Here is a 10,700-nt window from a genome sequence, read left to right as displayed (position 1 = left end):
TCCTAGATTTCTTAAATCTAGGATTATTTTATATTTATATTAATTTTTCACTATCTCTTTCAATTGCAAGTTCTGTGTTCATATTTTTATCTTCTATATCTTTATTATAAGCTTCTTTGTCATTTGATGCTTTTTTATAGCTTTTTAATTCTCTAACTAAGATTATTACAGTAATAGAAGTTGCTATAAAGTCTGAAATAGGTTGTGCTAACCAAACTCCTTTTAATTGTAAAAATCTAGGTAATATAAGTATAGCTGGTATTAATAATATCACTTGTCTTAATAAGCTTAAAAACATTGCTATTTTAGCTTTTCCTATGGATTGTATATAGTTACTTCCTGTTATAGATATACCTATTATAGGAATCATAAATAAGTAAATTCTTATACCTTCTACAGATATTTTCATAAGTTCTTCATCTTTATTAAATAAACCTATAATCATTTCTGGGAAGGTTTGTATTATAAAGGCTCCTATACATAATATAATTGTAGCTACTGTAACTGATGCTAAATATGCTTTTTTTGCTCTATTATATTGTTTTGCTCCATAATTAAATCCTATTATCGGCTGTGATCCCTGATTTATTCCAAATATAGGCATTAAAAAAATCATAGCTATTGAAGATATTGTTGTCATTGCACCTATTGCTAAATCTCCACCATATGTTTTTAATGCATGGTTAGATATCACTTGAACCATGCTAGCTGCAATTTGCATAGAAAATGGTGATAATCCTATAGCAAATACACCTAATACTAACTTTTTATTTAGCTTTAAGCTAGTTTTAGTAAACTTTAAATTAGACTTTCCACATAAATAATATGCCATTGTCAAAATTGCTGTAAATGTTTGTGATATAACTGTTGCAAACGCCGCTCCTTGTATTCCCATATTAAATGTAAATATAAATAGTGCATCTAGTATTATATTTGTTATACATCCTATTATCATAATTCCTGCTGAGATTTTAGGACTTCCATCAGCTCTTATTGAATGATTTAGAGAAAATGCAAGTAAGCTTACTATAGTTCCCATAAGTATTATATTAATATATGCTTTAGCATACACCAAAGTATTTTCACTTGCTCCAAATAATATAAGTATTTTATCACAAAATATTAGTCCTATAATTGTAATTATGCTACCTATTACTATACATAATGTAATTGCATTTCCTATTAGATTTTGTGCTTCTTCTTTTTTTCCTTGACCTAATTTTATAGATATATTAGTTGTTGTTCCTAGGCCTATTAACATACCAAAGGCTAGTATTATTGTTACAATAGGCATTGTAACTCCAAGTCCTGTTATTGCTAAGGGACCTGACCCTGGTATATTTCCTATAAACATTCTATCTACTACATTGTATAAACCATTAACCATCATACCTATTATGGCTGGTATGGAATATTTTAGCAACAATTTATAAACAGATTCTGTTCCTAGTGTTTGTTGTGAGTTCACTCTCTTACTCCTCCTTTATTTATATAAAAATTTCATATAATATAGTTGTTCTTACAACTATTCACAAAATAAAATTTATTATCTAAATTTATATCATATATGGCACTATTAATATGATATGTATATTTAAAGTATTTAGTTATTATAATATTTGTCATTTTTATATATATTGTTTTATTAAAAATAATGCCAATTAATATTATATACCATTTTTTTAATCTAAAGTACTTGTTGAATTAAATATATTTTTTTGCAGCTCAAAATATATTTTGAAAATAAATAATTTTCAAAATATTCTGTGAATTTTTTGAAAATTATTTACATATACTTAACGAAGATAAAAAACCTAGAACTACTGCAGTAAAATCTCTTAAAGTACAAATTAATTGCTTCAATAGTAGAAACTAGGTTTTATAAAAAGGAGGTGAAATTATGCCGATAATAAATTTTATAATATCAAGTGAAGTAAGAGAAGATAAAGAAACAAAAAATGAGGAAAGTGATGAGGAAGATATTTGTATTATTAGTTCTTCATAAAACCCAGTAATAGATAAAATTGCTGGGTTCTTTGTGTATAAAAATAAAGCTAATCAACTGATTAGCCTTATTTTATTTTATATTTGCTTTCTGCTACTAACTCATCTCTTATTTTATTATTTTCTTCATCTAAATATATTCTATATGTTTTTACCTGTATTTTATCTTTGCTATACTTTTCTTCTGTTCTTATATATATTTTTTCTCTATCTTGCCTACATCCATATATTTTTGATGTTATAGCTCCGTTATTAACTATATTCTTTATGTATATAGGGTGTGAGTATGTATTTTTAAATTTAAAATCTGTATACCCATAAGATACCGCTGCATCTTTACCCCTTGGAGCATATCTTGATGGAAATGTGTGATTATGTACTTCTTTTATTTCCATACCAGCAAGTAATGCGGCATTATATATTGTGGTTGAAACTTGACAAACACCTCCACCTTCTCCATTTACATATTTTCCGCCTACTATAACCTTAGCCGGCTTATATCCATTACTCCAAGTTCTTGCTCCTGTAGATTTATTGTATGAAAAAATTTCACCTGGCATAATCAATATATCACTAGTACTTTTACCTGCTACATGTATATTACTTCCTCTAGAAGTACTATCATTAAAACTTGTACTATATTGTCCAAGTATAGTATTTATAGATTTTACAGCTTCTGTACTTATTTTAGGTTTAATAATATTAATTGGTAAGTTTATTTCCTTTATATCCTTTTTATCGATCATATCATATATATTTTCTTTTAATTTTATAATATCTACTTCTATTCCTTCTTTAGATTCAGTTGTTATTATTTGACCGGTTTCTTTTATTTCTATAGTAGCTTGCTTAACACCCACATTTATTTCTTTACAAATTTTATCTATAATACTACTTAATTTTACTTCATCATAACTTGCATGTAAATTTATATTATAGCTTTCTTTAAAAGATAAATTGAACATCTTTTTTATGTTTTCTAACTTATCTTCTTCCCTTGTATATTTATAAGCTTCTTCTATAGATCTATCTATATTGTAATCTAGTCGTATATCTTTAGGCTCTATGCACCATCTTTTATCATTATATTTTAGATATATTGGCTTAGGATAATAACTTTTGAGTATTGATTTTTTAGCTTCATTAATAGTAAGATTACCTATGTTAACTTGTTCAACGCATATATTTTTAAATATTTTTCCATCTTCATTATTTTCTTTTTTATTCATCCCTAAAGTTAATAAAGCTATAAATATTACACACCATAAAAAAAACAATTTATTAATTAATATCTTTATTTTAACCATATTTAACTCCTTAATCTATTTTATAATGTTATATTTGCCCATAATTTTTTTTATATTCTTATTAAAATTATTGTGGATAAAATATATAAAAACATAGTTTTTTATCTAAATTAATTTTTTGATTTTTTTCATTAAAATTTTGTAAAATATGATATCTTTTTTTTAATATTATGATATAATAAATAAACTTAAGTAATTAATAATACAACTTAATATTTTATATTAAAGAGATTGTAAAATCTCTAATTTCGGAAAAGAGGTAACAAGATTTAAGCCTCGTATGTAGAGAAATCTGCATAGGACACAACTTGAATTGCAGATAATTCCTAAAGCCTAAGTGCCACAACGTAAAAGCGAATAGCTTTAAGCGTGATGGAACGAAAGTAGAAAAAAGTCTTAGGATGGCACATGGTTAAACCCTAAATGCTTATACAATGGATGTTCATGCAGGGAAGTCCCGAATAGGGAAACCTTCAACGACTAGAGAGAAATCTCGTACACTATAAGCGATTGATAGTGGAAGTAGGTTGCCCCTAACGAGTTAGGTCGAGGGTGAAGAAATAGTCTGCTCTCATATGAAAGTATGAGAAGTTCATAAGAGAACTGCATAAGCGTAGCGAGCTTATGTGAACAACTGGTGTCTACTTTGATAAAGAAAGTAAAATTATCTAAGTTTAATGGGGAACTTTGTGAAAATTTATATGCTGATGTATGCTATATCACTGCATCTAAATTTGACGACATTACTAATTTGTACAACAGAGTAAATGAGGCTATGGATAATAAAAATTGGCTAAAGTTTCGTGATCAACTTTATTTAATGGATGTTTTAGACAAAGGCGGATTTATAATAGGTTGCTACGTTGAAGAAACCTTAGTAGCTTCAGCACTTTGTGAATTGCCTAGTGGTGATTATTTAGATTATCTTTATGAAATGGGACTTACCGAAAAAGAAATAAATTCTAGTTATATATCAGGATATGTAATGGTAGACCCTCTTTACCGTGGCAATTCTCTTCATAAAATATTAATGGAAACTAGAATAAAAGAGTCTATTATCAGAGGTAAGAACTATATTGTGACTGCAATAGCTACAGAAAATATATTTAGTCTAAAAACAGTTATAAACTTAGGTTTCGAATTAAAACTACAAAAGAAAAATGAATACGGTATAACACGAAATATTCTTATGAAGCAATTAGTAAATCCATCAGAACAAGGAATAGAATTTACAGCTTGAAAAAATATATTAATAAGGAGGAGCAATATTGCTTCTCCTTATTTTTTGTTATCATTTTGCAAAATACCATTTTTTTCATATTGATTATATATAATACCTTTAAAATATTTATAATTTTATGTTTGTATTTTACAAATTAATTACAATATTGTATTATTTTCCATTTTCTTTTGACTTATATGTACATCTCCTCCTATAATTTAGTCTGAGTAGTATTTTTTACATAAGGAGGAACATATGTCTTTTTTAGAAAAATTTAAGAATAAAAAAATCGCTATTGGTATCGGTATTTTTGTAATAATATCCTTAGGTGTAGGAATATTCATTTATAATAAAAATAAACTAAATAATGATCAAATGGGTAAAACGGAAAATTACATTGAAACTTATACTATAGCTGATAATGAAAAAATATTTATAAATGGTGTTATAGTCCCAACTATATCACAAGATTTCAACCCTTCTTCTGAAGGTGAAATAAGTAAGTTAAACGTTACAAACGGAAAGATTGTTAAAGAAGGGGATCTTTTATTCACTACTAAAAATCAATCTATATTAGATGAAATAGATGGTTTAAAATCTCAAGTAAGTGAGTTAAAAAAATCAAGCACTAATAATGACCCTATTATAATAGCAGAAATAAACAAGTTAAGTGCTCAAATATCTTCACTTGATAAAAAAGCTTATTTAAATACATATGCTCCATTTGCTGGAAAAGTATATTTAAATGAGCAATCTGAAAGCATGGGTGAGGCATCTTCATTTATGACTCTTGAAAGCACTGAATTTTATATGAAAGGTCAATCTAGTGAACAAGATTTACCAAATCTCCAAATAGATGACCCTGTAGATGTATTGGTATTTTCTAATAATAAAAAACTAACTGGTAGAATAAGCTTTATATCAGATAGGCCATCAACTACACTTAATGATATGAATACAGGTGGACAAGGAAACTTATCTTACTATGATATAAACATTGCTTTTGACAATCAAGAAGGATTAGTAAATGGATTCCATGTACAAGCTTCTATAGAAGTACGTGATTCTTTAGCTAAAATACCTAAATCAGCTATATTAAAAAATGAAAAAGAAGCTTATATTTTTGAGGATTTAAATGGAATACTAAAAAAACAAGTTATAGAAATAGCTAGTGAAAATGAAGACTTTGCTGTTGTAAAATCTGGACTTGATAAAAATGATGTTATAATAAGATACCCATCACAAGATATGAAAGAAGGAGACCCTGTAAATACTGAAAATATCCCTTTAACTGAAGAAGGTACAAAAAAAACTATATCTAAAGATAAAAAAGATATGACTAAGGCTTCTGAGGAACGGGTTGGGCAATAATTTGAGAACTATAATTAAATTGGAAAATATTCAAAAGTACTATAAGGTGGGTAAAGAAAAATTTCAGGTCCTTAAATCTTTAAATTTAAATATAGAAGCTGGAGAATTCATTATGATAATAGGTAAATCAGGTAGCGGTAAAACTACATTACTTAATGTCTTAGCTTTTTTAGATAAATTTGATGATGGTAATTACATATTTAATAATGAAAATGTAACTAACTTAAATGAAAATCAAAGGTCTGTTTTTAGAAACAAAAACATCGGCTTTGTTTTTCAGCAGTTTAATTTAATAGAAACTTTAAATGTTTATCAAAATGTAGAACTTCCTCTTATTTATGATGGAATTCTTAAAAAAGTAGAAAGAGAAGAAATTGTTTCACAAAAACTAAAAGATGTTGGACTTCTAGATAAAATTAAAAGTCTACCTCTTCAATTATCTGGTGGTCAGCAACAACGTATAGCAATAGCTCGTTCATTAGTTAATAATCCTTCTCTTATATTTGCAGATGAACCTACTGGTGCACTAGATAGTGAAACTAGTATGGAAATAATGGAACTTCTTAAAAGTTTAAATGAACAAGGAAAAACTATAATAATGGTTACCCACGATAATGATTTATTAAAATATGCCACTAAAGTTGTAAAACTTAAAGATGGTGTATTATCTTTGGAGGTGTAGCCTATGAACTTAATAAAAAGCTCTTTAGCTAATTTAAAAGGACATAAACTTAGAGTATTTGTTACTCTACTTTGGATTATAATGGGTATTACTTCCGTAATACTTGTTAGTTCTATAGGTAATGGCCTAAAAAAACAAGTTTCTGATTCTGTTAATAAGGTTAATCCTAATAAAACAAGAATTTATTTTGAACCAACAGATTATAATATGATGGATATGAGTGCTTTTTTAAAGCCTTTTACTAATAGTGATATCGAAGAACTTTCTTTTACTGAAGGCGTTGAGAGAATTGGACCTAGTAAAGATGATTTTGGTATGGGCTCAATGTATTCCTCTGATGCTTCTTTTGATAAAAAAACTACTTACGTTGATATATCACAGCTAAAAAAAGATATTAAAATAAAAGCTATATCTGGTAGAAACTTCTCTATTGAAGATGAAGATAGAAAAGTTGTTATGATTGCTACGCAAAATGCTACTGATTTATTTGGTGACCCTGAAAGCGCTATCGGTAAAGGGATTACTATAAATGGTAATATATATGAAGTTATTGGCGTAGTTGATGAAAGTTCTGTAATTCCTGAAGATATTAATACTAATTATAGTTCTGATATATATCAGGAATCAGCTTATGTTACTTCATACATGCCTAAAAAAGCTTTTGATGACTTAATTAATCAATTTTCTTCTCCTCAAGAGATAAATAGCTTAGATTTAGTTGTATCAACGGGATATGATGTATTTGAAGTTGCAAATACTGTAATAAGTAAATTGTATGAACTTCACCCCGAGATAAATGGTTCATATAACACTGATGACCCAACTGAAGCTACCAAAGAACTTGATTCAATGATTTCTAAGATAAACCAATTCGTTACTCTTATAACTGCTATATCAATGTTTGTTGGTGGTGTTGGAGTAATGAATATAATGTATGTATCTGTAATGGAAAGACAAAGAGAAATAGGTATAAGGCGAGCTATAGGTGCAAAACCAAGAGCTATAATGTTCCAATTCTTAATTGAAGCAGTATTTATTACAGTGTGTGGTGGAATACTTGGTATAATAGTAGGATTTATTGTAGTTAACTACGCATCTAACTATTTACCATTTAAAGCTATTCCTAATATAAATAGTTTCTTCTTTGCAAGTATTACAACAGTTATAACTGGAATTGTATTTGGTATCGTCCCTGCAATTAAAGCTTCTAGGCTAGATCCTATTAAAGCTATATATAAATAAATTTTTGCTTAAAAATAAATAGAGTATAAATTTGCTTTTAAATTTATACTCTATTTATTTTTTGATTAATAAAATTCTACTTCTACTATTTTTCCTAAATTTATTAAAACGGTTTTTAATTCATTTAATACATATAATTTTATACTTAATTCATTTGGGAAATCTGGATTTTGATGTGCAGGATTAATCGCGCGGCCAATTATTAGCTTTATATGCGTACAATCTTCATATAACATTCTTGCTAACTTAGATGCACCATCTTCTTCATACAAAAACTTTAGATTTGTTGCATTTTTTATTTTTTCCAGCTTTTCAGTTGCCTTTCTTATGGTTAAAACCCCTTCTGTCGCAAGATCTATACCTTTTATATATCCTATAGGAGGTATGTCTTTATCAATTATGGTAAAACTTGTTCTTAATTCTTCACCTAATTCTCTAGCAACAATATTTCCAGCTGTTCCACCACATACTATTTTTTTCCCACAAGTTGACATTATCTTATCTACTATTTCGCTGTCTATATTAGGATCTATTGGAGGTCCTGAAAATATCACCGCCTTTCTTGGTCTTACTGCTTTTATAGTTGCAACTGTTGTATCATCGCCAGGTTGTTGCATATACAGTTGATCGCATGCTCCTAACAATAAATTAGTAACAGTTTTTGCTGACATATTTCTGTTAGTATTTTCTTTTAAATACTTTTCTATATCATCCCATTGCCATCCTAAGTTTAGTACTTTTCCTACTCCTGCATGAATAACTCCATCACTTACAAAAACTAATATATCTTTTTCTTCTAATTTAAACTTACTTTCTTTTATTTTTCTTCCATTTATTTCGGTCGTACTCCACTCAATTTTTTTAATTTCTCTATCACTTACAAAAAATATACTTGGATTATCAAACTCAGCTATATATGTCATACCATCATTATCAACTTTTATAATAGTAAATGTTGAATATGCTAGATTTCTTACCGCGCATACTGGAAGTGTATGTATAACAGTATCAACTACTTCTTCAATAGGTAACCCTTCCTTTAACATTGTTATGGCTATCTTAGCCGTCAACGTAGCTAGTATATTAGCCTTTACTCCACTTCCTAAACCATCAGATAATACAGCTATAAACTTTTCTTCATCATGGTAAAACTCAACTTTATCTCCACACAATTCCTCACCATATTTATTTAAACTACTACTTGCAAAATCTATAAAAAACTTCATTATATGTTACCCTCTTCTTGAATAAGTTTTTTAAGCTGAGTTAGTGTGACTTTTGTTTCTGCAGTTGTTTCCCCTAAAAGGCTTGCTATTTCTTGTGCTACTGTCATTTGTTTATTTATAACCTTTTGTGCCATATTAATAGCATCTATTTTCATATTTTGCATTTTTTCTTGTAGTTCTATATCTTTACTTATATCATCCGCAATCCATAACATAACTTGATTTTTTTCTAGCCATATTATACTTTGTATTACAGTTGCTTTATTTTGACTAAGAATTGTTCTTGATTTATATATATTTGTTTTACTTTCTTTTACTTTTTCAAAAATACCTTCTTCTAAAAACATTGCTACAGGAAGCCCCTTAGCTTTTTGTGATGATATATCAAAAAACTGTTCTGCTGCTGGATTTAATTGAACAATCTCTAATTCTCTATCTATTATAGCTATTGTATTTGGAGTCATATCAAAAATTACATTAGTTAAGGTTTCTGCCTTTTCTCTCATAAAATGTATACACATATTTATTTCAGCCATATTATTGTATACAGCTACAGCTTTTTCTTTACAAGTTTTGTATCCACAACTTCCACAGTTTAATTCATCTGATTTTTCGTATTTGCCCATATTATTTAGTATTTCTGCTAATTTTTCACTACTTGGTTGATTTAATAAAACTTCGTTGGGTAAAAATTCTTTATAAACTGATGTATTTGAAATCTTATCACTTATTTTCTTACATCCTTTAGTATTATTATCATAACAAGATTTTACATATTGTTTAAGTTTTTCCTTACGCTCATAACAGCTTACATCATCATATGGCATACCAGCACCATCGATACATCCATGTATACAACTATTCATTTCAATTAGTGTATTTTTAAACTTCCCATTTCTTACTTCTTCTAGTACTTTTATACAGTCTTTAATTCCATCTACTAAAATAATACTTCTTTTAGCATTTCCATCTTCTATTACCTTAGTCCCACCACCTATTATAGGTAATAATCTTTTTTCTTTACTTATATAATCAAATGGCTCTTCTTCTAATAATTCTAAATTAATATTTTCTTCTTTTAGCCACTTTTCTAGTTCTTCAAAAGTAAGAACAATATCTATAGAATTTTCATCATGTCCATCTGCCTTTTTAGCTAAACAAGGACCTATAAATACTACTTTAGCATCTTTTCCATACTTTTCTTTTAGTACCCTGCCATGAAATACTGCTGGAGATAATACTGGAATTATATTCTTTACAAGATCTGTATAATATTTTTCAATGAGATTATTTATCGGTGGGCAAAAACTTATTATATATGTATCATCACCAGGTTTATTTGCATACTTTTCATACTCATCTATTATTGGATCTATAGCTGAAACTGTTTCTTCTATGTAATCAAACCCTAACGATTTTAAAGCTTTAGGAAGTTTATTACTATCTTTTCCAAAAACAGACGCAAAGCTTGGTGCTACTGATGCTACTACCTTTTTTCTCCCATTTATATAGTGTTTTACCATTTCTTTTTCAGACTTTATTAACTTAGCATTTTGCGGACATCTCTTAAAGCACTTACCACAAACAATACATCTTTCTTTTATAATTTGTGCTTGTTCATTTTCAACTTTAATAGCATGTACAGG

The 10,700-nt window shown here is 27.9% G+C and carries 8 protein-coding genes; 4 read left to right on the top strand and 4 right to left on the bottom strand.

The annotated features are described in order from the left end of the window. Window positions 1-34 precede the first annotated feature (34 nt). The gene (locus VLM92_RS14950) at window positions 35-1,468 is read right to left on the bottom strand and encodes an MATE family efflux transporter (RefSeq protein WP_325277122.1); all 1,434 of its coding nucleotides are present in this window, start codon (window positions 1,466-1,468) and stop codon (window positions 35-37) included. Window positions 1,469-2,072: 604 nt separating this feature from the next. Further along, a complete protein-coding gene (locus VLM92_RS14945; protein WP_325277121.1) occupies window positions 2,073-3,311 on the bottom strand; it encodes a VanW family protein in 1,239 nt (412 codons plus the stop codon). A 646-nt stretch (window positions 3,312-3,957) separates the two neighbouring features. On the opposite strand from VLM92_RS14945, the gene VLM92_RS14940 reads away from it, so the two are divergent. From VLM92_RS14940 to VLM92_RS14925, 4 genes are all read left to right on the top strand, one after another. Next, on the top strand, window positions 3,958-4,551 hold the full coding sequence (locus VLM92_RS14940; protein ID WP_325277120.1) for a hypothetical protein: 594 nt from the start codon (window positions 3,958-3,960) through the stop codon (window positions 4,549-4,551). Window positions 4,552-4,788: 237 nt separating this feature from the next. After that, window positions 4,789-5,904 carry an efflux RND transporter periplasmic adaptor subunit gene (locus tag VLM92_RS14935; protein WP_325277119.1) on the top strand — a complete coding sequence of 372 codons (1,116 nt, stop codon included), beginning with the start codon at window positions 4,789-4,791 and terminating at the stop codon, window positions 5,902-5,904. 46 nt (window positions 5,905-5,950) lie between these two features. Next, a complete protein-coding gene (locus VLM92_RS14930; RefSeq protein WP_331681790.1) occupies window positions 5,951-6,586 on the top strand; it encodes an ABC transporter ATP-binding protein in 636 nt (211 codons plus the stop codon). 3 nt (window positions 6,587-6,589) lie between these two features. Next, window positions 6,590-7,828, top strand: a complete 1,239-nt coding sequence (locus VLM92_RS14925; protein WP_325277117.1) for an ABC transporter permease — start codon at window positions 6,590-6,592, stop codon at window positions 7,826-7,828. Window positions 7,829-7,893: 65 nt separating this feature from the next. Here the strand turns inward: VLM92_RS14925 and VLM92_RS14920 are convergent, their stop codons facing one another. Together VLM92_RS14920 and VLM92_RS14915 are read right to left on the bottom strand one after the other, a co-directional pair. Then, entirely contained in the window at window positions 7,894-9,054 is a 1,161-nt protein-coding gene (locus VLM92_RS14920; protein ID WP_325277116.1) for a SpoIIE family protein phosphatase, read from the bottom strand. Next, a partial coding sequence (locus VLM92_RS14915) for a [Fe-Fe] hydrogenase large subunit C-terminal domain-containing protein (RefSeq protein WP_325277115.1) occupies window positions 9,054-10,700 on the bottom strand: 1,647 nt, incomplete at its 5' end. The genes VLM92_RS14920 and VLM92_RS14915, both read right to left, overlap by 1 nt.

The organism is Romboutsia sp. (assembly GCF_035470145.1).
Classification (GTDB): domain Bacteria; phylum Bacillota; class Clostridia; order Peptostreptococcales; family Peptostreptococcaceae; genus Romboutsia_D.
Note: the sequence above shows the minus strand (reverse complement) of the source record. Positions and strands in the feature narration are given on the sequence as shown.